Origin of the sequence: Paenibacillus sp. NPDC057934, from assembly GCF_042887565.1 — a bacterium.
Taxonomy (GTDB): domain Bacteria; phylum Bacillota; class Bacilli; order Paenibacillales; family Paenibacillaceae; genus Paenibacillus_AQ.
The window spans coordinates 267,155-288,641 of record NZ_JBHVPB010000001.1 but is presented as its reverse complement, the minus strand read 5'-3'; the positions used below and the strand labels follow the sequence as shown (position 1 = coordinate 288,641).

At 51.5% G+C, this 21,487-nt stretch carries 18 protein-coding genes; 1 reads left to right on the top strand and 17 read right to left on the bottom strand.

The genetic code is table 11. From position 1 onward, the window contains the following. Positions 1-2: 2 nt before the first annotated feature. The 14 genes from rsgA to ACFVRY_RS01275 form a co-directional block, all read right to left on the bottom strand. Positions 3-908, bottom strand: a complete 906-nt coding sequence (rsgA, locus tag ACFVRY_RS01340) for a ribosome small subunit-dependent GTPase A (RefSeq protein WP_387496275.1) — start codon at positions 906-908, stop codon at positions 3-5. Positions 909-1,009: 101 nt separating this feature from the next. After that, positions 1,010-3,289: a Stk1 family PASTA domain-containing Ser/Thr kinase gene (gene pknB / locus ACFVRY_RS01335; protein WP_387496272.1), complete on the bottom strand. Its 2,280-nt coding sequence runs from the start codon at positions 3,287-3,289 to the stop codon at positions 1,010-1,012. Continuing rightward, positions 3,286-4,062 (bottom strand): Stp1/IreP family PP2C-type Ser/Thr phosphatase, encoded by a 777-nt coding sequence (locus tag ACFVRY_RS01330; RefSeq protein WP_387496269.1) that lies wholly within the window; start codon positions 4,060-4,062, stop codon positions 3,286-3,288. Before ACFVRY_RS01330 ends, pknB begins: the two co-directional genes overlap by 4 nt. Before the next feature lie 6 nt (positions 4,063-4,068). Continuing rightward, positions 4,069-5,109 carry a dual-specificity RNA methyltransferase RlmN gene (gene rlmN / locus ACFVRY_RS01325; protein WP_387496266.1) on the bottom strand — a complete coding sequence of 347 codons (1,041 nt, stop codon included), beginning with the start codon at positions 5,107-5,109 and terminating at the stop codon, positions 4,069-4,071. Positions 5,110-5,357: 248 nt separating this feature from the next. Continuing rightward, positions 5,358-6,902: a 16S rRNA (cytosine(967)-C(5))-methyltransferase RsmB gene (gene rsmB / locus ACFVRY_RS01320; RefSeq protein WP_387496263.1), complete on the bottom strand. Its 1,545-nt coding sequence runs from the start codon at positions 6,900-6,902 to the stop codon at positions 5,358-5,360. Beyond that, entirely contained in the window at positions 6,899-7,843 is a 945-nt protein-coding gene (fmt, locus tag ACFVRY_RS01315) for a methionyl-tRNA formyltransferase (protein WP_387496260.1), read from the bottom strand. The genes rsmB and fmt overlap by 4 nt, the downstream gene beginning before the upstream one ends. 4 nt (positions 7,844-7,847) lie before the next feature. Then, positions 7,848-8,333, bottom strand: coding sequence for a peptide deformylase (def, locus tag ACFVRY_RS01310; protein WP_379201767.1), 486 nt, complete (start codon positions 8,331-8,333; stop codon positions 7,848-7,850). A 615-nt stretch (positions 8,334-8,948) separates the two neighbouring features. Then, positions 8,949-11,504 (bottom strand): primosomal protein N', encoded by a 2,556-nt coding sequence (gene priA / locus ACFVRY_RS01305; RefSeq protein WP_387496257.1) that lies wholly within the window; start codon positions 11,502-11,504, stop codon positions 8,949-8,951. Continuing rightward, positions 11,504-12,754, bottom strand: coding sequence for a bifunctional phosphopantothenoylcysteine decarboxylase/phosphopantothenate--cysteine ligase CoaBC (gene coaBC / locus ACFVRY_RS01300; protein ID WP_387496254.1), 1,251 nt, complete (start codon positions 12,752-12,754; stop codon positions 11,504-11,506). Before coaBC ends, priA begins: the two co-directional genes overlap by 1 nt. 284 nt (positions 12,755-13,038) lie before the next feature. Further along, positions 13,039-13,242 (bottom strand): DNA-directed RNA polymerase subunit omega, encoded by a 204-nt coding sequence (gene rpoZ, locus ACFVRY_RS01295; protein WP_387496252.1) that lies wholly within the window; start codon positions 13,240-13,242, stop codon positions 13,039-13,041. Between the two features lie 39 nt (positions 13,243-13,281). Next, positions 13,282-13,857, bottom strand: a complete 576-nt coding sequence (gmk, locus tag ACFVRY_RS01290; RefSeq protein ID WP_387496249.1) for a guanylate kinase — start codon at positions 13,855-13,857, stop codon at positions 13,282-13,284. 19 nt (positions 13,858-13,876) lie between these two features. Further along, positions 13,877-14,137, bottom strand: coding sequence for an extracellular matrix/biofilm regulator RemA (gene remA / locus ACFVRY_RS01285; RefSeq protein ID WP_006209218.1), 261 nt, complete (start codon positions 14,135-14,137; stop codon positions 13,877-13,879). A 55-nt stretch (positions 14,138-14,192) separates the two neighbouring features. Further along, positions 14,193-15,089 (bottom strand): YicC/YloC family endoribonuclease, encoded by an 897-nt coding sequence (locus ACFVRY_RS01280; RefSeq protein ID WP_387496246.1) that lies wholly within the window; start codon positions 15,087-15,089, stop codon positions 14,193-14,195. A gap of 38 nt (positions 15,090-15,127) precedes the next feature. Continuing rightward, complete coding sequence (locus ACFVRY_RS01275) at positions 15,128-16,999, bottom strand: bifunctional homocysteine S-methyltransferase/methylenetetrahydrofolate reductase (protein WP_387496243.1); 1,872 nt, start codon at positions 16,997-16,999, stop codon at positions 15,128-15,130. 159 nt (positions 17,000-17,158) lie between these two features. On the opposite strand from ACFVRY_RS01275, the gene ACFVRY_RS01270 reads away from it, so the two are divergent. Beyond that, entirely contained in the window at positions 17,159-17,416 is a 258-nt protein-coding gene (locus tag ACFVRY_RS01270) for a hypothetical protein (protein ID WP_387496240.1), read from the top strand. Here ACFVRY_RS01270 and ACFVRY_RS01265 read toward each other — a convergent pair. Genes ACFVRY_RS01265 through ACFVRY_RS01255 form a run of 3 tightly spaced genes read right to left on the bottom strand, consistent with a single transcriptional unit; the run spans position 17,389 to position 21,388 of the window. Then, positions 17,389-18,495 carry a GerAB/ArcD/ProY family transporter gene (locus ACFVRY_RS01265; RefSeq protein ID WP_387496237.1) on the bottom strand — a complete coding sequence of 369 codons (1,107 nt, stop codon included), beginning with the start codon at positions 18,493-18,495 and terminating at the stop codon, positions 17,389-17,391. The two genes, ACFVRY_RS01270 and ACFVRY_RS01265, sit on opposite strands and share 28 nt — an antisense overlap. A 21-nt stretch (positions 18,496-18,516) precedes the next feature. Next, complete coding sequence (locus tag ACFVRY_RS01260; RefSeq protein WP_387496234.1) at positions 18,517-19,722, bottom strand: Ger(x)C family spore germination protein; 1,206 nt, start codon at positions 19,720-19,722, stop codon at positions 18,517-18,519. After that, complete coding sequence (locus ACFVRY_RS01255; RefSeq protein WP_387496231.1) at positions 19,715-21,388, bottom strand: spore germination protein; 1,674 nt, start codon at positions 21,386-21,388, stop codon at positions 19,715-19,717. The genes ACFVRY_RS01260 and ACFVRY_RS01255 overlap by 8 nt, the downstream gene beginning before the upstream one ends. Positions 21,389-21,487: the final 99 nt, after the last annotated feature.

The following is a 21,487-nucleotide window of genomic DNA, read 5'->3' as shown; positions in this document are numbered from 1 at the left end:
GATCAGTACCTCCGCTTTTTATCTTTCATTTCATTAAAAAACAGCTTGTAATGCTCATAGCGACTCGGGGCAATCTCCCCTTGTTCCAGTGCTTCAACTACCTTGCAGCCCGGTTCATGCAGATGACTGCAGCCGCGGAACTTGCAAGCTTCCGCATATGGAGCGAACTCTCGGAAACAGGTGGACAACTCCTCCACACCAAGCTCCAGGAAATCGAGCTGACTGAAACCTGGGGTATCCGCTACAAAGCCTCCGCCCCCAATGTCCATTAGCTCGACATGACGGGTGGTGTGGCGGCCACGGCCCAGCCGCAGGCTGATCTCTCCAGTCTCCAGAAGGAGGCCGGGAACGATCCGATTGAGCAGGGTTGACTTACCCACACCCGATTGTCCGGCAAACACGCTGATTCCTCCTGCGAGCCGTCTGTGAACCTCCTCGCTGCCCGCACCTGTTAGCGAACTCGTTACCAATACTTCATAACCGATTTCTTCATACAGGGCCTTCACCGTGGCTGTCGCTTCATCGTCACCTGCCGCCAAATCCTGCTTAGTCAGCACAATTAGCGTATCCAAACCAGAATGCTCTATATGCACCAGGAATTTGTCGAGCAGGTTTAGGTTCATATCCGGCTCACGCAAAGAGAATAATAGCACAGCAAGCTTAACATTGGCCACAGGCGGCCGGATCAGCTCTGAATCCCGGGGAAGAATTTGATCTACCATGCCCTCGCCATTCTCCGTCAAACCATAAATCACACGATCGCCTACCAGAGGAGATATTCCTTTTTTCTTGAAGATTCCTCTGGCCCTACACTGCACCGACGTCTCCTCAGAGACGATGAGTCCGTCACAAAGCGGCTTTACATAATAATAACCGCTCAAAGCCTTAACAATTACACCTTCAGGCATACATAGTGAGCCTTCCTCTCCTGAAATTTACGAAAATGACCCAAGTTGTTATCCCCCGGGTCATCTCGCTCTGCCACTAGCTACTGACCTTTGGTCAGCTACTAATGGCCTCTATTATCTTTATGTTTCCAAGACTTATCTTTGTTCTTGCCATTGTTGCTGGCAACATGCTTTGCACTGTTTCCCTGCTGCCCATTGCCGGGCACGAAGCCCGTCTGATCAACATTCCCAGTTCCGTTCGAACCGTTCTCGCCACCGTTGTTACCAGTGCCGTTGCCGGTACTATTGCCCCCCTGCTCGGGAGCGATAGCCGGATCACTCGTCGGCTGCTCAGATGGCGGTGGTTCCGTAGGCGCCTGGGTCGGGTCTGGTGTTCGAGTCGGCTCTGGCAACGTTGGAACAGGAACCGTACCGTTCTTAGCATCCACATAAGACACAGGATACGTATCGTAAAGTTCACCATCACGATAAATCAAGACCACTCCATCTTTGTTCGGAGCGAGTAACATGTTAATCGAGAGTACTTGATTCTTAGTAATCGTCCGGGTACCCCACTCCTGCTTCTCACCATTGTTGCGGGCATCCGCATACTCAATACGGATTTTGGTCTTCTTACCCTCCTGGGTCGGCGCAACCGGAAGATTATACGTGTAGTTCAAGGCTTCTGGTGGGTATCCTGTACTCAAGGTAATGGTAATCTTTGTGCCAGGAGGAGTCGGAACCCCCTTATCATAAGGCCACTGCTTAACGACCTTGCCTTTGTCAACAGAGAAGCTCGCCTCTTCCTTGACTTCCTCCAGAACAAGCTTCACTGCCTCAAGCTTCGCTCTGGCTTCCTTCTCCGTCAAGTTGATGAGATCTGGCATCGTAACGCTTTCCTCACCTTTACTAAGAATCAGCGTAACCTGCACCGCCTCCGGGTCAAAGTCACTTGTAGGCAACGGATCTTGGGTAATAACCTTGCCAGCCGCCACATCAGAGCTTGTACGTGTATCCTGGGAAATGCGATTCTGGGCTACACCCAGATCAAGCAAAGCTTTGACAGCCTCATCAAAGGTATGGTTCGAGAGGTCCGGCATTTTAGTTAACGGCTTGGCCGTACTGACCGTGAGTTGAATCGTTGTATTCTTCTTGACCTTCGTATTCTCCTGTTTGCTCTGCTTGTAGACAATGCCTTCCCCGAAGTTAGGGTTATAAACCTCGGTGACCGGTTCTTCGACCTCGATTCCCACCTCGGACAGTTTCACCTTGGCATCATTCAGTGACAGGTTAATGACGTTTGGTACCGCCACCTCAGGGATAACCAGTTTCGCATTCACATACCACACTACACTCGCCATCGCGAGTAGAATCAGAAGTGTTAATCCGATCCAGAGTGCCGGACGGCCCCACTTCTTGTTGCCGCTAGATACCGGAACCTCCGGCTCGTCGGAATGGCGCATTCTATCTGCGTTCCCACCCCGGTTGCCTTGTGTTCTCTGAATCGGCTTAATGGCTGGAATAATCCGCGTCTTGTCCTCATCATCGTCATCCTGAAACTCGGCCTTCGGCTCGCTGCGCCGTTCAGGCAACAGACAGCTCTCCAGATCCTGCAGCATTTGTTTGGCTGACTGATAGCGCTCCTCCGGGTTCTTGCGCATGGACCGCAAGATCACGTTCTCCACACTTTGCGGAATCAGCGGGTTGAGCAGCCTCGGCTCCTCGAATTCCTCCTGAAGGTGCTTTAGAGCTACGCTGATCGGGCTTTCTCCCAGGAACGGCAAACTGCCTGTCAACATTTGATAGAGTACAATCCCCAGAGAGTACAGATCTGACTTTTCCCCTGTAGCTACTCCCTTGGCATGCTCTGGTGAGAAATAATGCACCGAACCCACTACGGAGCCTGTCTGGGTAATTGTTGTGGATGTAACCGCACGTGCAATACCAAAATCCGTAACCTTGACACGTCCGTTGCGCCCAATAAGTATATTATGAGGTTTGATGTCTCTGTGTATGATCTGATTCTGATGGGCGTGGTCAAGCGCATCGCAGATCTGGGAGGCAATGCGCACGGCCTCGTCTACCTGCAGCGGAGCTCGCTCCTTAATAATCTCATTCAGGTTCTTGCCTTCTACATACTCCATAACGATATAATGAATTTCATCTTCCTGCCCGACATCATAAATGCTGACCACATTCGGATGAGACAGCGATGCGGCAGATTGCGCCTCCCGCCTAAACCGGCGGATAAATTCCTCATCATGCACAAACTGACTGCGCAGCACTTTGATGGCGACGTTACGGTTCAATAAAATATCATGGGCCCTGTATACAAGCGCCATGCCGCCTCCACCGATTCGTTCGATGACTTGGTAACGGCCTCCCAACTCGTGACCGATCATCTACCCCACTCCTTTGTTTCGGGCACTGCGGCCTCTCCTTGATGTTCTAACATAGCGACGCTTATATTATCGCCGCCACCGGCAAGCAGGGCCAACTGCAGCAGGCGATCCGCCCGTTCTTCCAGCGAGATTTCATGGATTCCCGCTACCTTCGCCAAATGCTCTGTGCTGACGAAATTACTCAGACCGTCACTACACAGTAACAGCACTTCCCCTGCCTCCAGCTTGATAGGGGCCAAATCGACGGAGGTCTCCGCATCCGTGCCCAGCGCTCTGGTCAGCACATTCTTCCGCGGATGGTTGTCTAACTCCTCCAGGCTGATCTGGCCGTTCTTGAACAGCTCATTGACCAGCGTGTGATCCTCTGTTAGTTGGACTGCGTTACCGTCTCTTATCATATAGGCTCTGCTGTCTCCAATATGGCCAATAAAACCGTTTGACCCGTTCAGCAAGACAGCAACGACTGTAGTCCCCATATTATGGTACTTCTCGTCACTGGATGCCTCTTTGAAAACAGTATCATTGGCTTTCAGAATGGCTGAAGAGAGCGTCGCACTAAGTTCTTCGCCGGAAACATCAGGTCCCAGATTATTCAGGGTGTCCTTAATCGTTTCCAAAGCGAGCCTGCTTGCCGTGTCGCCCGCCAAATGCCCCCCCATTCCGTCTGCTATGATGCCAAGTGTGTAGCCGTAACGCGTAACGCCGATCCAGACTGAATCTTCATTGACAGAGCGCACCCGGCCAATGTCGCTGACATGAACTGTCCTGATCAAATATCCTCACCTCAGATCCATATGTTTAGCGCGCAATTGTCCACATGCAGCCGCAATATCATGGCCCTGTTCACGACGAATGGTAACATTCACACCATGATCGGACAATACACGTTGAAACTCAAAGATATCCTTACGGGATGTACGCACATACTTGCGCTCCGGCACATGGTTGATCGGGATCAGATTGACGTGGCACAGCATGTTCTTCAGTACGCCCGCCAATTCCGCAGCATGCTCAGGCTGGTCATTCACTCCGCCGATCAGGGCGTACTCAAAACTAATACGGCGTCCTGTCTTCGCCTGGTAGTAACGCAGGGATTCGATCACATCGTCAAAGGGGAAGCGGCGGTTAACCGGCATCAGCTTGGAGCGGAGCGCATCATTCGGTGCATGGATGGAGATCGCCAGATTGATCTGCGTATCCTCCTCGGCAAACTTGTAGATGTTTGGCACAATACCGCTTGTTGAGACCGTGATGTGACGCTGGCCGATGTTCAGGCCCTTCTCATGAATCATCAGACGCAGGAATCTCATAGTTGCGTCATAATTCTCGAAAGGTTCGCCTGTGCCCATAATCACAATACTGCTTACCCGTTCGCCACGAGTGTCAAGAATCTGCTGGGAGCGAACCACTTGTGCTACGATCTCACCCGCCGTCAAGTCCCGCTTCAATCCGCCAAGTGTTGAGGCGCAGAAGGTACAGCCAACCCGGCAGCCCACCTGTGTGGTAACACAGACGCTGTTACCGTAGTTGTGCTTCATAATAACGGTCTCGATGGCATGATCATCATGGAGACCGAACAGGAACTTCACAGTACCATCTTTCGATTCCAGCTTCGTAATTTCAGTTAAGACGTCAATCGAGAACTGCTCACTGAGCTTGGTCCGCAACCCCTTGGACAAATTACTCATGGATTCAAAATCATTCACACGCTTCACATACAGCCAATCAAAAATCTGTCCGCCCCGAAAAGCAGGCTCTCCGTTGTCTTTCGCCCATTGTTGCAACTCTTCCAAAGAAAAATCATATATTAAAGGTTTCATTCGTATTGGCACCTGTTCTTTCATAAGGATATGCTTATTATTTCTCATTCTTTCTAGTTTAACACAAATTTCGAAGGGGGCAAGTAGAACCGGCTTTGCCGTCCTTTAAGGGACGGTATCCGTTTCAGCGAGAAATATAAGGATGATTTATAGCGTAATACATATACATTCTTATATTTCAAAAGAAAACCCGCCACACCGGGCCCGGTGGGCGGGGTAGTAAAGGTTTTACCTTCGCCTCTACTATATTACAAGATTCGCTGAAGCCGGGCAATATAGAACCCGTCGCTGCCATAATGATGAGGCAGCAACTGTATGCCCTCTCCCGCAGCCAGCGCCGTCCCCTCCAGACGTTTCCAGACCTCTGAAGAGAAGGTTAACGGCGTAAAATCAGGGTTCTGCTCCAGGAAGGAGGTCACGACTTCCCCGTTCTCGGCTTTCTCTGTTGTGCAGGTACTGTACACCAGCACGCCTCCTGGTTTAAGCAGCCGGGAGACCGACTGGAGCAGCTGCCGCTGAAGCGCAGATACGCTCTCGATATCCTCCGGCTGCTTACGCCACTTCAAATCCGGCTTGCGGCGAATCACGCCAAGGCCGGAGCAAGGAGCATCGAGCAGGATTCTGTCGAAGGAACCGGGCTCGAACCTCTGCTCTAGATCTAGAGCGTCAGCACTTCCCGTCACGACACATTCCAGCCCAAGCCGCTGGGCTTGATCCGCAATCAACGCGGCTTTATGCGGATGCAGATCATTGGCATGAATCGTGCCTTCGTCTTTCATCAGCTCGCCCATATGTGAGGTTTTACCGCCTGGTGCGGCACAGCAGTCCAGCACCTTCATACCGGGTTCCGGAGCCACAACCTCAGCCACTAGCATGGAGCTTTCATCCTGAACGGACAGATAGCCGTCCCGGTACCAGGAAGTTAACGCCGGATTGCCGCCTCCCTTGATAACAATTCCGAAAGGACTGATCTTCGAAGGTGAGGCCTGCAGCCCCTCCGCTGTCATTTTCTCCAGCAGACGTTCACGGCTGATCATCGTTGTATTGACACGAACGCTGACAGCGGGAGGCTGATTGTTGGAAGCACACATCGCCTCTGCCGTCTCCACACCATATTCATCAATCCAGCGCTTTACCAGCCACAGTGGATGCGAGTGCCGAATAGAAATACGCTTCGCCGGACCCAGATTCTCCGGCAGCACCGGGAGGTCACCAGCGCGCAGCGCGCTGCGCAGGACCCCGTTGACCATCCCGGAAATCCCCTGATGTCCACGCTTCTTGGCGATATTCACAGCTTCGTTCACGGCTGCATGCGATGGAACGCGATCAAGATACATGATCTGATACAGACTCAGGCGAAGCAGATTCCGTACCCAGGGCTGCAGCTTGGCGATTCCCTTGCTGACGAACTCTTCCAGCACTTCATCCAGCGTGTTCATTCTGGAAATGGTTCCGTAGACTAGCTCGGTAGCCAGTCCCGTATCTTCCCGGCTCAGTGAAGATTTCTGCAAGCTGCTGTTCAGCAGCAGATTGCTATAAGCGCCCTGCTGCTCGACTCTTACCAGCACATCCAAGGCTACTTCACGGGCCGAGGCCGGTTTACCGCCGCCCTTCCCGCTACCTGCACCATTGGCATTGCCGGCAGTAGCGTTCCCTGCGGTTGCCACTTTCCCTGCGCCTACCGTTTTCCCTGCGACGGCGGCTTTCCCTACGTCCGGCGGACGGTTTCCGCTCTGGCGAGGTGAATGTCCGCGCTGGCCATTCCGGCCTGCGCTATTGCCACCGCCGCTCATCCTAGCACCGTGCCAGGTTTCATCGCTGCCCCGCGACTGAAGTCAGCGGCGCTCATAGCTTTTTTGCCTGCCGGCTGCACCGTCGTCAAAAGCAAGCTGCCGTCGCCGGTCTTCACCTCGACGCCTTGTGCTTCCACCGCCAGCACCGCGCCTGGTGCGGCCTGACCGACGTTCCTGGTAGAAGCCAGCGACGGATTAGTCGCTGCCCATACCTTGAACGTCTCCCCATTCCAGAGGGTAAACGCGCCGGAGAACGGCACGAGTCCACGGATGCGGTTATAGATGTCACGCGAAGACGTGTTCCAGTCTATACGCTCATCCTCGCGGCTCAGGTTCGGTGCGTAGGTAGCTTCACTCTCCTCCTGCACCACCGCGTCCACACGACCGGCCGCAAGACGAGGCATTTCAGCCTTCAGCAGATCACGTCCAGCCAAGCTCAGCTTCTCAAAGAGATCACCAGAGGTATCCCCGTCTTCGATCGGCACCTCGACACGAGAGATCATATCGCCGGTATCCAGCCCTTCTGCCATATACATCAGGGTTACACCTGTGACTTTTTCACCATTAATAATCGAGCGCTGGATCGGAGCACCGCCACGATACTTCGGCAAAAGTGAGCCGTGTACGTTCACACAGCCGTTCTGCGGCAGATCCAGAACCGATTTGGGCAGAATCTGCCCATAAGCTGCGGTAACAATCAAATCTGGCGCGTAAGTCGCCAGTTCAGCCACCGCTTCCGGACGGCGCAAACGTTCCGGCTGAAGCACTGGAAGACCCAGTGCCTGCGCCGCTTCTTTGACCGGAGAAGGGGTCAGCGTTTTTTTTCGGCCCTGTGGCCGATCCGGCTGAGTAAGAACGGCTACAACCTCGTAGCCCTCTTCCACCAGCATTTGTAGACTGGGCACGGCAAAAGCCGGGGTTCCCATGAATACTATCTTCATCAGATCACTCCTCGGATTCGCTGCGTTCAGCCGTATATTCGTATACCTTCTCGGCAATGTCTGTGAACAATACGCCGTTCAGATGGTCAATCTCATGTTGAAAAGCCCGGGCAAGCAAACCGCTACCGGTAATTGTAATTTCTTTACCTTCACGGTCAAGACCACGTACGGTCACTGTCTCCGCACGGCGTACATCACCATTAAGGCCAGGGATACTGAGGCACCCTTCTGGTCCAAGCTGCTCTCCCTCGGTAGAAACAATTTCCGGATTGATCATTTTGATCAGTCCATGCTCTTCATCTGCATCTACCACAATCAGCCGTTTCAGAATGCCGACCTGCGGTGCAGCCAGACCTACGCCTTCCGCGTCATACATTGTATCTGCCATATCATCAAGCAACTTTTGTACATTTGGCGTTACAGCCTTTACTTCTTTTGCTATTTTGTGAAGCACTTCATCCGGTTCTTTTACAATCAAACGTATTGCCATTTCAACAACACCATCCCTGTTCTGATACATGTTTGTATTTTTATAAAGATATATAAAAAGCATTTAAGAACACGACGTCATTTCGAAAATGACGCCGACGTCTAAATAACGGCCTTCTTGTATCCTACGGGCCACTTTGTAGCTGGAGGGCCACTTTGTAACCTAAGGGACAATATGAAACCTTCGCTCACAAAGATTTCACTCATTCAGGTGACTAACGCGCCGAAAAGCTCAGCTCCACTCGATAGGGGCATGGAAATAACAAGAATAACGGGAATAACTCCTGTTATTTTGATTTCATTCTCTTCTTTTCTTAAAATAACTGGAAAAACTCCTGTTAATCACCTCATAACTAGACAATTACGGTGAAAAAGAGGTTTTTAACGGGAGAAATTCCTGTTATTTATAACAAATAAGGTGAACGGAGAGAATTAACGGTATATTTTCCTGTTACCAAAGCACCTGTTAAGCTCGAACGTTAGCTCAGGCGAATATTCCCGTGAAGTGTGAACTGCGGTCGCTGTTGCTCCCCAATTCCGTCCAGAATGTTAGATTCTCAAGTTCACATTAATAGCCCTGCAAACATTCTTTTGCCTATTGTAACACGATCCAGCCTTACATCAACATTTGCGGATCTACATCAATACTGATTTGAAGCCCTGTATCCCGCGCGGAATCTTCCAGCTCAGCCGCTACCTGTCGCGCCAATCCTACCGCATCAATACTCCCGCGCCATTTGATCATACACTGGAACCGGTATCTGCCCTTCAGGCGCGGCAGCGGCGAAGCCACCGGACCCAGCAGATCGAGTGCATCTGCAGACAGCTTGTCCAGACTTCCGTACCATCGAAGCTGCCTCGCTTTGCCCTGAATATTCAGCGCATAATTCTCAGCCAGCCGCAGTAGCAGCGGAAGCTGCTCATGGGACAACGTCACCAAGATAAGACGGCAGTATGGCGGATAATGCAGGCCTCTGCGATGCTTCAGTTCGTCGCGGACGAAGGCATGATAATCATGCCCGCTAGCATGAATAATCGAATAATGCTCCGGCGTATACGACTGAACAACCACTTCGCCCGGGAGCTGATGGCGTCCCGCCCGACCGGCCACCTGTGTGAGCAACTGGAACGTTTTCTCGGCTGCGCGGAAGTCCGGTAGATTTAGCGCCGAATCCGCTGTGATGACACCAACAAGAGTTACATCTGGAAAATCTAGACCTTTGGCTACCATCTGCGTTCCCAGCAGCACATCAGCTTTTTTATCCCGGAACTGGCCCAGAAGCTTCTCATGCGAACCCTTTTCCGTGGTGGTATCCACGTCCATCCGAATGACCCGAATACCGGGAAAAAGCTTGCCCAGCTCTTCCTCGACACGCTGCGTGCCGGTCCCGAAGAAACGAATATGCTCACTTCCGCATTCTGGGCAGAGCTGCGGCGCCGGCTCGGCGTGACCGCAGTAGTGACAGCGCAGGTTGTTGCTGCGACTGTGGAAGGTCAGCGAAATATCGCATTCCGGACAGGTAGCTACATACCCGCAGCTCCGGCACATGACGAAGGTGGAAAAGCCCCGGCGGTTCAGCAGCAGCACGGTTTGCTCTCCCCGCTCCAGGCGTTCGGCCAGTGCTGCATGCAAACTACGGCTAAACATCGAGCGGTTGCCATCCTTCAGCTCCTCACGCATGTCCACAACCTGCACTTTCGGCAATGGGTTGCCGAGTGCACGACTGGGCATTTCCAGCAGCACTGGCGAGAAGTGAATGTCACTTTGCGATCGTGCGGCATGGTAGCTCTCCAGCGACGGTGTCGCAGAGCCCAGAATAACGGCAGCTCCGCATTGCTCCGCCCTGCGTACCGCGACATCACGGGCATGGTACTTCGGATTCTCTTCTTGCTTGTAAGAGGTCTCATGCTCCTCGTCCATGATAATCAATCCCAGGTTAGTAAACGGTGCAAATACCGCTGAACGCGCTCCGACAGCAACCGTTGCTTTCCCCTCGCGAATCTTGCGCCATTCATCGTACCGCTCTCCGGCTGACAAGCGGCTGTGCATTACAGCCACACCGCTGCCAAAGCGGCCTTTGAACCGCTCCACCATCTGCGGTGTAAGGGAAATCTCCGGTACCAGCACCACAGCCTGTCGATCTTGATCCAGACAGCGCTGTATGCATTGGAGATAGATCTCTGTCTTACCGCTGCCGGTTACACCATGCAGCAGGAATACCTCATGCTGCTGTTCATTCACTGTAGCCGCAATGCGCGAGTACACACTTTGCTGCTCCAGTGTAAGCGGCAGAGGTGCAGTTGGCTTGAAGTCACGTCCCTGGTAAGGATCACGGTACACCTCAATCTCACCGATCTCGATATATCCCTTTTCCTCCAGTCCTTTCACTGTGCCTGCCGTCACCTGCAAGACCGCTAGCACTTCCTTGAGAGGCAACGGCAGCATAGCAGCCATCTCAATCAGGAAGGTCAATACTTCCTTCTGCCGTGCAGACCTTGCCGGAAAACCGGCTAATGATTCACGAGCCGAATCGACATCCATAGTCAGGTCTACGACTTTTATCTTCTTCTTGCCCATCTTATCCTTAATGCTCTGACTCTCCGACAGGACACCCCGGCGCAGCATGAACTTCACCGTCTCCGCAGCATCCGGGAAGGACCGAGTCAACTGCTTCATGGATACTTCCCCGGCCCGCCGTACAAATTCGGTAATCTCCCGCTCTTCACTTCCTGTATCGGTAAACATCGAGAACAGCTCTTCTTCAGGGAAAAATCCGTCAGTTCCATCCGCTGAGGACAGATCATCAGCAGACTCGCCCAGTGAGATCAGCCGTTCGGCTTTGCCCTTCAAAGCGGTAGGCAGCATCGCCTGCAGAGAGGATATCCTCCTGCACGCATACTTCCGGCTCATCCAATCCGCCAGTTCAACCAGTTCCGGCGACAGTGGAGGGATGAGGTCCAGGACCTCCTGAATCGGCTTCAACCCTTGCAGTGAGCCGGTTTCTCCAGATTCCAGGGATACAACGAACCCTTGCACCGTACGATGCCCGAAGGGAACAGCAACACGGCTGCCGATTTCAATCCAGAGCTTCAGCGATTCGGGGATACTATAGTCAAAAGGCCGGTCAGTGCTGCGTACAGGTACATCGACAATGACCTTGGCTATATCCATTATAAAGAGGCTCCGGAGGTTCGTTCTGCCGCCAAAATAAGCAGTTGCTTAGCAACCTCATCCTTGGACAATAGTGGCAGCTCTTTTACCAGTCCATTCCGATCATAAATAGATACTATATTCGTATCCGTCCCAAAACCGGCCCCTGGGACAGCTACATCATTAGCAACAATCAAATCACAGTTCTTACGGACTAGCTTGTCCTTCGCATACATCTCCGCATTACCCGTCTCCGCCGCAAAGCCGATCAGGAACTGTTTGTCTTTCTTCTTACCCAGTGTTTCCAAAATATCCGTTGTTTTTACAAGTTCAAGCGTCATCGTGTCTCCGCTCTTCTTGATCTTGGTGTCTGCACTGAACTTTGGACGATAGTCTGAGACGGCTGCAGCCTTGATCAGAATATCGCAATTTTCCCAGTGCGCTATCACAGCATCATACATATCCTCGGCAGATTGCACCTGCACCACATGGATGCCTGCTTCTTGCGGCAGCGCTTCATCTGTACGGGCAGCAATCAGAGTGACTTCAGCACCCATAAGCCTTGCTGCACGGGCCAGGGCAAAGCCCATTTTCCCGGATGAATCGTTGGAAATATAACGAACTGGATCAATCCGTTCCACGGTCCCACCAGCGGTGATAACCACTTTTTTACCGGTTAGAGCTCCTGATGTCACCGTCTCCTGCTGGGCAAAAAAACGTTCAACACATTGCACAATCGTTTCCGGCTCTTCCAGTCTTCCTTTACCCACATAACCGCAGGCCAGCATGCCCTCACCTGGTTCAATGAACCCAACACCCCGACGGGCAAGAATATCAAGATTGTTCATAACAGCAGGATGCTGGTACATATGCACGTTCATAGCCGGAGCCACCATGATAGGGGCTGTTGTAGCCAGAAGTGTGGTAGACAGCATATCATCTGCCAGGCCATGGGCCATTTTACCGATAATATTGGCTGTGGCTGGCGCAACCAGCACCAAATCTGCGCTGCCGGCAAGATCTATATGCGCAAAGAGAGACGGGTCTCGCTCCTGAAACGTATCACTGTACACCAGGTTTTTGGATAATGACTGCATCGTCAGCTCTGTGATAAACTGTTTGGCCGAATTCGTCATAATAACATGTACATCGGCCCCTTTCTGGGCCAGCTTGCTAGTTAAAGCAGCCGCCTTGAAAGCAGCAATCCCTCCGGTTACGCCAAGTATAATCCTTTTCCCCTTCAAGCTATTCAAAATGATCCTCCTCCTCATACTCATCCTGCAATTGAACGATCATGTGAGCAAGTAGAAACGGCTCTGCCGTCCTTTAAAGGACGGCATCCGTTTCTGCGAGAAATATAAGGATGATTATTAGCGTAGAACATATACATCCTTATATTTAAAAAAATAACAACCTTCCGGTTGTCAGGAACAGCCCGGTCCGGGCTATTATCGCTAAATTGTCACTTCAACCTTTAGCTTCTTCACTCAGAAAAAAAACGGCAGCGCCCGCCTCTTGAGGAGGCGGCGTCCGTTTATGCTGAAGCTATTGGGGACTAGTTTTCTTCCCCTTTTGTTACGATAATACGGTCCTCATAGACTTCTTCAAGAGCAACCCCAACGAACTTATGGGATCTAGGAGATTTAATATCTGTCTTTCCGCCTTCGCGCAACTGTCTAGCACGGCGGGATGCAGCGACAACGAGCGAGTACTTGCTGTCCACTTTGTTCATCATTTCATCAATGGATGGATATAACACGTGAGCACCTCTTTATAATTTACTGTGGATAGAACCGACCTACAGTTCTCTGATCTTACAATGTTCGGCGATAATGATACTTTCTATTCGCTTGCAGGCCAGATCGATCTCATCGTTAACGACAGCATAGTCATAATGCTGCATCAGGCTGATCTCATCCTCTGCCACCGACATACGGTGATTGATGACATCGGGATGCTCCGTGCCACGGCCGCGAATGCGGTCCTTAAGTTCATCCATGGACGGCGGAAGCAAGAACACAAAGATACCTTCCGGGAACTTCTCCTTTACCTTCAAGGCGCCTTGCACCTCGATCTCCAGGATAATATCCTTTCCACTCTCGAGTGTCCGTTCCACAAAATCACGCGGAGTACCATAATAATTACCCACGTATTCTGCGTGTTCGAGCAATTGATCGGCTTCGATCATAGACAAAAACTGCTCTCTGCTTTTGAAAAAATAATTGACACCGTCTTCTTCACCTGCACGCGGGCTACGGGTTGTAGCCGATACGGAATAAATCAATTCCGGCATCTTTGGCCGCAGCGCAGTACAGACAGTTCCTTTACCAACACCGGATGGGCCGGATAATATGATCAGCAATCCTTTTGACATAGTACACTCCATTTAATCGTTATTCGTCGTTATCGTCGTCTTTGCTGGACAAGCGGTGCGCCACAGTCTCCGGCTGAACCGCAGACAGGATGACATGATCACTGTCCGTAATGATGACGGCACGGGTACGGCGGCCATAGGTGGCATCAATCAGCATATGCCTGTCTCTGGCCTCCTGAATGATGCGTTTGATCGGCGCCGATTCCGGGCTGACAATGGAAATGATACGGTTTGCCGACACGATATTTCCAAAGCCGATGTTGATAAGTTTAATGGCCATGTTCCGTTTGTTCCCCCCAATAAGTTACATCTTCGCTTGTGGATCAAGGCTTCGGTTACTCTAAATTCGCCGCCTGTTCCCGAATTTTCTCCAACTCCGCTTTCATTTCCAGCGCACAGCCAGCCAGTGTCAAGTGATTACATTTGGAACCGATGGTGTTCGTCTCCCGGTTCATCTCCTGAATGAGAAAATCCAGTTTACGCCCTGCCGGTTCGTTCTCTCTTAAAAGGCTTCTGCATTGTTCGAAATGACTGTGGAGTCGGGTCAGCTCTTCATCAATATTGCAACGGTCGGCAAAGATGGCGATTTCCATTCCGAACTTATGCTCATCAAAAGGGAAGGTTCCGTCATTCAGTTCGCCAAGTCGCTGACGCAGCTTGTCCCGATATTCACTTACAACCGTTGGAGCCAGCTCCACCATATCGGCATGAAGCTTCTCCAAATGGCTTAGTCGCTGTTCCAGATCTGCACCCAGATAGCCCCCCTCACGGACACGCATCTCCATGAGGGACTGCAGACTCTGATCCAAGCCCTGCTCAAGCATTTCAGACAGATCCTCGGGGGATACCGGGTCAAAACCCGCAGCTCCCTCCCTGCTTTCCATCACGCCAGGCAATGAGAGCAGGTCGCGCAGACTGAGTTCGCCTTTAAGTCCGAACGACTCTTGCAGCGTATCCGCAGCTTGAAGATAGGACTTCACTATGGACTGGTTCAGCACCAGTCCAGTAGAGGCTTCCTCGTCGCGCTCCCTGTTAATAACTACATCCACCCGTCCCCGTTTGATGTGCTGCTGCACCTTGCGCTTCAGTACATCCTCATAAACCATCCAATCCCGGGGCATCCGCAGCACAACTTCGCAGTACCGGTGATTCACCGATTTGACTTCGAACGTAATCTTGTAACCGCCGAATTGCAGGGACGATTGACCGTATCCGGTCATGCTAAATGACAACGGAATCACATCCATTACACTATTGTAATTGATTATACTTAACGAAACAAGGGGGACAATTTGCGCCCGGACTTCTGCCATACATACTCCAGCAGTTGTACGCTCATATCGTAGAACATGAAAGGCGTCATCAGGTAAATTCCGTTAAAATGCTCCGTAGCCGCATCTAGCAGCTCCTTGGCAATGGCCACACCCTCGGCTCGTCCGGCTTCCCCTTCCAGCCCACTCATCCGATTGCGAACTTCTTCGGATAGCTGAATACCCGGTACCTCATTGTGCAAATATTCAGCGTTACGGCCGCTCGCAAGTGGCATAATGCCGAGGAATACAGGCACGCTGAGATGTGCTGTAGCTTTGCCTATATTGGCAATCAGCTCTGGATCATAGACTGGCTGGGTCATGATATAATCCGCGCCGGATGCGATTTTTTTCTCCAAACGCTGTACCGCTTTGTCCAAATGCTTAACGTTAGGGTTAAATGCAGCCCCGATCACGAAATTAGCTTTCTGCTTCAGCGGCTTGCCCGAGAATGCGATGCCATCATTCAACTGCTTAATCATTCTTATAATTTCAAATGAGGTCAGGTCATACACCGAGCTTGATCCCGGCAGATCACCGAAGCGAGCAGGGTCACCGGTTACAGCCAGAACGTGGTTGACGCCTAGGGCATCGAACCCCATCAGATGGGATTGTGTACCAATCAGATTGCGGTCCCGGCAGGCAATGTGCACCAGCGGGCGCAGCCCCGTCTTGGCCTGGACCAGATGCCCTAAGGCCATATTACTCATACGTGTAACCGCCAGCGAGTTGTCGGCTAGCGTCAGTGCGTCTGCACCGGCGCGGCGCAGTGCTTCCGCGCCTTTCATGAACTTGTTAATATCCAGATCTCGCGGCGGATCAAGCTCCACTATAACAGTATGGCGTTCCTTAACGAGGTCAACCAGCGTCGGCTCTCCTCCGTCATGTCCTGTCTCGTCGCTCAAATGCTCTGTAATCGCAATACGCTCAACAGGCTTCACTGTCGGCTCCGGCAGCGCCTCCGGCTCGTAGCCCGCCAGCGCCTTCGAGATCTCGGCAATATGCTGCGGAGTTGTTCCACAGCAGCCCCCGATAATTCGGCTGCCCATCTCTGCAAAGGTCATCGCCATCTGGCCAAAATACTCCGGCGACGCCCCATATTTGTACTGTCCATCCACATAATCCGCTATACCTGCATTCGGGTATATAGAGACCGGCAGCGTCAGGCTCCCCTGGAGTGTGCCCAGAGCACGCTTGATCCCCATCGGGCCAGTACGGCAGTTGAAGCCAATAATATCGGCACCGTCTTGCTCCAGAATCCGAAACGCCTCCGGCAGCGTCAGCCCATCCAGTGTCCGGGCTGTATCATCCATGGCGAACTGGCAGATCACCGGCACCGAACTGTGTTTGCGGATCGTCTTGAGCGCTAAATGCATTTCCTCGACATCATAGAACGTTTCCAGCATAATGCCGTCTACATCTTCTTCCAATAATGCGGTAATCTGCTGTGTGAAATATTTTTTAAGCTCCGAAGAGGAGAGATTGGCCCGCTTCCCGGCACGGATAGAGCCAACGGCCCCAACAACATAGCCAGCCTCTCCAGCGGCACGCCGGGCAATCCTCACACCTGTCCGGTTAATTTCTTCGACCTTGGATTCCAAGCCAAATTTAGACAGTTTATCATAGTTAGCCGAATAGGTATTGCTCTCCAGCAGCACCGCTCCCGCCTGAATATAGCTACGGTGTACTTCCTCTATAACCTCCGGAGAGGTCAAGTTCAATTCTTCATAAGAGATCCCTACAGGGAAGCCTTTCTGATATAAAAATGTACCCATCGCACCATCGCCGACAAGCACTTTGTTTCCCCATGCGGAACGTAAATCCGGCTTCACCGCAAGCCCTCCCCTGACATTAGTTTCATACTAATGTAACATAAATCGGGATGAATGATAAGCTTTCGCAGTAAAGCAATTTCTCATCGCTGCTGAAGATGCATGTCCCTGCAGCAAATGCTCCATACTATCTGAAGCTAGAACAAGGGAGAGGTTCCAATGAAGAACAAAACAAGAAAGCTTCTACTTCGGAAATACGCAATCCTTCTGCTACTGTGTGGGCTGAGTCTGCTCTATCTGTATTTAGGAGACTGGATGTTCGGCTATGGCCTGGATAATATTTCGTATATCCTAAACTATTTGCTCTACACGACTTCCGAGAAGTTGACAGCTGTCATTATGCTGCTGTGTCTAGTCATTCCCGATATCAAACTGTGGATCACGGGACATCAGCCTGAGCGGGGCGGCGAACGGTGACCTCTTATGAGAGAGACCAGGATCAGAATGGCAGGGAACAGCAGCATAAAGAAGGGATATATCGTATACAGCAGCTTCCCTCCCTCCTGCAGATGCTCTGTAAAGCTGCGGGCGTCCAGCATGGAGCTGAATAGTATGATCAGAGAAACAGGATAGACCATTTTCCGGTAAGGTACCTTGAACAGCTCTGAGAGCCCTACCAGTGCTGCTGCGAAAAAAACCGCCATTTTGAAGAATACACCGATAATAAGCACCATCACAACCAGGATATCGACTCGCTGGATAAAATCCGAAATGGAAATTTTGCTGATGGTAGGCATCAGAGGAAGCGGAGACCGTTTTGCGATATCTGCGCCAAGCACCGAAATATTCAAAGCCATCGTAAAACTGAGCAGCAGGCCGGATAAAAACACCGTTGCACCGATGACCCACGGCCCTTTTTTACGGTTGCTTAAGTACGGCATTAGCATGGTGAAGCTGATCATTTCCCCAAATGGAAACATGAAATTCTGATGCACAACAGAAGACAGGACGGGCTGAATCCCATTTTCCAACACTGGTAACAAGTGGTTGATATTGATCGACCCGGACAGGACCAGCAAAATTGTGCAAAAAATTCCGATAGACAGGACAATTACCCCGAATATCAGCGATGTCCGCGCCAGCACCTCCACGCCCTTATGCAGCACATAGGCACAGGATAGAATCATGAGCACCGAAATAATAAACAACGGCGTCCGGTGCATGGTCGCCATAACGAGCATCGTACTTCCATCCCGCAAATCGCGCCCCGCCAGATTCATGAACAGAATAACGTACAGCACGGATACCACCGCGCCGATATATTTTCCGAGGAGCTCCCGGGTATAGCCCGTCAAGGGCAGCTTTGGATAACGCCTGTAGAGAAAAGCATACCCCGCAAAAACAAACAGACCGATGCAATCCCCAATCAGTATGGAGAGCCAGGCATCTTTTCCCGACTCCAAGCCAAGATTCACTACCAGTGCCGTCCCAAGCTCGAACAGCAGGGTCAGTGTAAAGATCTCGAATAAACCAATCTTGACGCTGCCTTTATTCATAATCTCCCCCCTTAATCTAGACTAATTTGCTTGAAAAGAGCTGCTGCGCATATCTGTATGTCTGATCACTGCATCAATCTCATACTTGACCCGGCATTTTTTGAATATCTGCTCCCAATGATTTTCGACCAGCTTCCAGCCCTTCTTGTTGTCTCTCTTCACGGCTTCCCCAAAGCCCAGAAAATCACTATTCATCCTGCGGGCTGCTGTCAGTGCCGCCGTCAGTTGCTTCTCCGTTTCTTGCTCCACTAGCTTTGAGAGGTCGTTCAGCACCTTGGGATTAGTGAGATCCAGGTTATTGGGAGATTCCTTGAGGCCTGCCTGCTGGGTGATTTTAATCGTGATCAGGGGATCTTCGGGATTGTCTGCCTCTGCCTCCACCTTGACCTGTGAGAGATAGACGTTAAACGCCACGTAGTTTCCCTGCCCTCTTTTGACTAGCAGTGGCATCTGTGTGATTTTGTTCTTTATCAACGCTGTGCCGACTGCTTCGCTGCCTTCGAGCCAGCCCACTAGTTTGTCTGCTTTAAAAGCGGCTATGCCCGTCACTTTTAGTGTTGCTTTAGGAGCAATGCTTTTCAGATTGTCATTGGTATCAGACTTCTTCTCATCCCCGGAGACCAGTACACCATTGATCAGTGGACCCCCTCCCGGAATCTGAAGCCCCCGGACCACATCGTCCACTTCCATCTTGAAGTTGTACCCAAACTGCCTGGAGGTGGTCTCAAGCTTCTCCACCAGATCATTAGCAGGAATCTTGCTAAACACCGTCATAGTGGTCATACTATCCTTTGCCGTCTGCCCTTTGGAGATGAACATAAAACTCGTCAGCCGTGTCTCGCTCTCCCTTTCCAGTACGTCCATAATATCTTTGATGCCCTCTCTCCCAAATTTCTCGGAGATAACCAGTACCCGGACATGGCCCAGTGACAGAAAGCGAGCGGTTTGACGGGAAGCATCGGCAAGGGCTTCGAACATGGAACGGCCCCTGCCGGTATATACGGCAACAGGTGAGGTGCCCCGGGCGTTTTTGCCGGAAATCTCATCCGCGACGACAACCTGGAAGGAAAGCTCGTATTTCTCCTCCTCCGATGGCCCCCTGTCAATAGCTACTCCGGTGACCACAGCCCTCCGGTTCAGCTCCACACTGTCCCAGCAGCCCGTCAGCCCGAGTAGTGTGATGCAAAACAGCATTGTCACTGCTACCCTTAGGAATCGTCTATTCATGCTGCTCCATCCCTTCCATGGGACCGGTTGTTTCGGCATGTTCCTCCGGGATCTTGGGCGAGAGATTCTCTTCATGTCCACTGTTGATCATCTTGCCTTGTGGAACGGATACCCCCGTCGTATGCTGTGATTTGCTAGCTCCCTTGGCCCACAGCGGAAGTCTTAAAATGGTGTCTTTGCGGGATTTCAATGAAGGTGGAACGATCGGCGACAAGTAAGGAATACCGAAAGAACGCAGGCTGTTCATATGTGCGACCAGAACAATCATGCCCAGTGTGATTCCGAAGAAACCGAACATCCCGGCGAGAAACAGAAAGACGAAGCGGATTAACCTACCCGCAATCGACATATTATAGGCGGGAATAGCAAAGCTTGCGATCCCCGTCAAGGCGACCACGATAACCATTACTGGTGTAATGATCCCTGCCTCCACCACGGCCTGGCCAAGAATCAAGGCTCCAACAACGGACACCGTCTGCCCTACTGCACGAGGCATGCGCACCCCCGCTTCCCGCAAAATTTCAATGGCTCCTTCCATCAACAATGCCTCTACAAAAGCTGGAAAGGGAACGTTCTCTCGCTGTGCCAGAAGGCTGATCAATAGCGTGGTGGGAATCATTTCATAGTGATAGGTAGTAAGGGCGATGTATACGGCCGGTCCAAGCATCAGCACGATAAAACTGATATACCGGATAATGCGCATTAACAGGGAAATATCAAACCGCTGGGCATAATCATCAGAGGATTGAAAGAACTGGGTAAAAACAGCTGGTAGTACCAGGATAAATGGCGTGCCGTCCACAATCAGCACCACACGTCCCTCCAGCAAATTTGCAACTGCGGAATCGGGTCGCTCCGTATTGTAGACCGTCGGAAATGGCGTGAAAGTCTTGTCCTGGATAAGTTCTTCGATGTACCCTGACTCTAGCACTGCGTCGATCTTGATCCGGTTCAACCGCAATTTGACCTCAGCCAGTAGCTTGTCATCCACTGTGTCCTGTATGTACATCAGAGCCACATAGGTTTGAGTAACACTACCGATCTTCATATATTCCAGCCTAAGCTTAGGCGATTTGATTCTCCGCCGGATGAGCGATACATTTGTGGCAACCGACTCTACAAAACTGTCTTTTGGACCGCGGACCACAAGCTGGGAACTAGGCTCGCCGACAGCGCGCCACTCTCCGCCCGTTGTCTCACAGGAAATCACTGTAGAATAGCCGTCAAGCAGGATCAGTGTCTCTCCCGAGAGAAGAGCCAGGAGTACCTCTTTCCACACTTCCATTCTGCTTGCCTGACCGATCTCCAAGGCTCGATTCAGTATACAGTCCGGTAGATTCGCGCTCCCTCCTTCATCATTCCTGAAAGTGTCAACTGAGACTTCCAGCAGTGACCCGATCACAAACTGGTTGACACTGTCCGCATCCGCCAGTTCGCTGAAATGAACAGCCGCTGCTTTGACTGGTACCGCTCCGGCGAGAAGGACATGGCGGATTTTAAGATCCGGGCTGTTGCCGAGCTCGCTTTTAATATTGTCCAACGTCTCTTCAAGTACGTCGCTAAGTTCAGGTGTACTACTGCTATTTCCATTTCCGGCATTTGAAGGCCCTGTCGACGACTTCCCCTCGCCCTCATGGCTACGCCAGAACCTGCCGTTTCTGTTCACCTGATCTCCCCCCTTTCTAAACACTGGAGCTTATTATTCACGGCGGACTCTTCCATTATTCGGCTGATTTCTGGCTGTATCATGACAAAAAAAGCCGTC

Bases quoted from the DNA above. Each gene is read 5' to 3' on its own strand.
- rsgA (WP_387496275.1), bottom strand. From the start codon at position 908: ATGCCTGAAGGTGTAATTGTTAAGGCTTTGAGCGGTTATTATTATGTA.
- pknB (WP_387496272.1), bottom strand. From the start codon at position 3,289: ATGATCGGTCACGAGTTGGGAGGCCGTTACCAAGTCATCGAACGAATC.
- rlmN (WP_387496266.1), bottom strand. From the start codon at position 5,109: ATGAAACCTTTAATATATGATTTTTCTTTGGAAGAGTTGCAACAATGG.
- rsmB (WP_387496263.1), bottom strand. From the start codon at position 6,902: ATGAGCGGCGGTGGCAATAGCGCAGGCCGGAATGGCCAGCGCGGACAT.
- fmt (WP_387496260.1), bottom strand. From the start codon at position 7,843: ATGAAGATAGTATTCATGGGAACCCCGGCTTTTGCCGTGCCCAGTCTA.
- def (WP_379201767.1), bottom strand. From the start codon at position 8,333: ATGGCAATACGTTTGATTGTAAAAGAACCGGATGAAGTGCTTCACAAA.
- priA (WP_387496257.1), bottom strand. From the start codon at position 11,504: ATGGATATAGCCAAGGTCATTGTCGATGTACCTGTACGCAGCACTGAC.
- coaBC (WP_387496254.1), bottom strand. From the start codon at position 12,754: ATGAGGAGGAGGATCATTTTGAATAGCTTGAAGGGGAAAAGGATTATA.
- gmk (WP_387496249.1), bottom strand. From the start codon at position 13,857: ATGTCAAAAGGATTGCTGATCATATTATCCGGCCCATCCGGTGTTGGT.
- remA (WP_006209218.1), bottom strand. From the start codon at position 14,137: ATGGCCATTAAACTTATCAACATCGGCTTTGGAAATATCGTGTCGGCA.
- ACFVRY_RS01270 (WP_387496240.1), top strand. From the start codon at position 17,159: ATGAAGAACAAAACAAGAAAGCTTCTACTTCGGAAATACGCAATCCTT.
- ACFVRY_RS01265 (WP_387496237.1), bottom strand. From the start codon at position 18,495: ATGAATAAAGGCAGCGTCAAGATTGGTTTATTCGAGATCTTTACACTG.
- ACFVRY_RS01260 (WP_387496234.1), bottom strand. From the start codon at position 19,722: ATGAATAGACGATTCCTAAGGGTAGCAGTGACAATGCTGTTTTGCATC.